General features: G+C 70.9%; 1 pseudogene. It reads left to right on the forward strand.

What is annotated here, in order from left to right:
• Window positions 1-211 precede the first annotated feature (211 nt).
• Window positions 212-461, forward strand: a pseudogene (locus J1M39_RS12375) (hypothetical protein); the annotation flags it as partial.

The raw sequence follows: 461 nt of genomic DNA on the forward strand, positions 1-461 counted from the left end.
GGCCAGGCCGCCCGCGGGACCCGAAGACCGGGCCCCGCGGGCGGTTTCGTCGTGTCGCGCCCGGTTCGGGGGCGCGGGCGCGGCATATTAAGATTGCCCTCGCACATCGCCGCCGGTGGGCGCGCGGGGCCCGGCAGGGCGCCTCGGCGCGCGCCCCGCGCCGGGGCGCGGCGGCGCACGACACCCAAGCGAGAATTCAAGGACTTCTTTAGTGACAGCTGACTCCCCCTCGTCCGAGGCCGTGGAACAGATCCAGCGATTCCTGCTCCCCAAGGTCGGTGAGGCGCACAACGTCCGCGAGCTCTACTACGTCGAGACCCGCCGGACGCTCGACCCGGTCGTGTTTCCCGACCGCTTCACCGTGGAGATCCCCTCCTCGGCCGAGGTGAGCTTCGAGACTTACTTCAACGCGTTCCCGGCGAGCTACTGGCGCCGCTGGTCGCAGCTCGACCGGGTGATCC

Source organism: Micrococcus sp. KRD077 (genome assembly GCF_017168505.1).
Classification (GTDB): Bacteria; Actinomycetota; Actinomycetes; order Actinomycetales; family Micrococcaceae; genus Micrococcus; species Micrococcus luteus.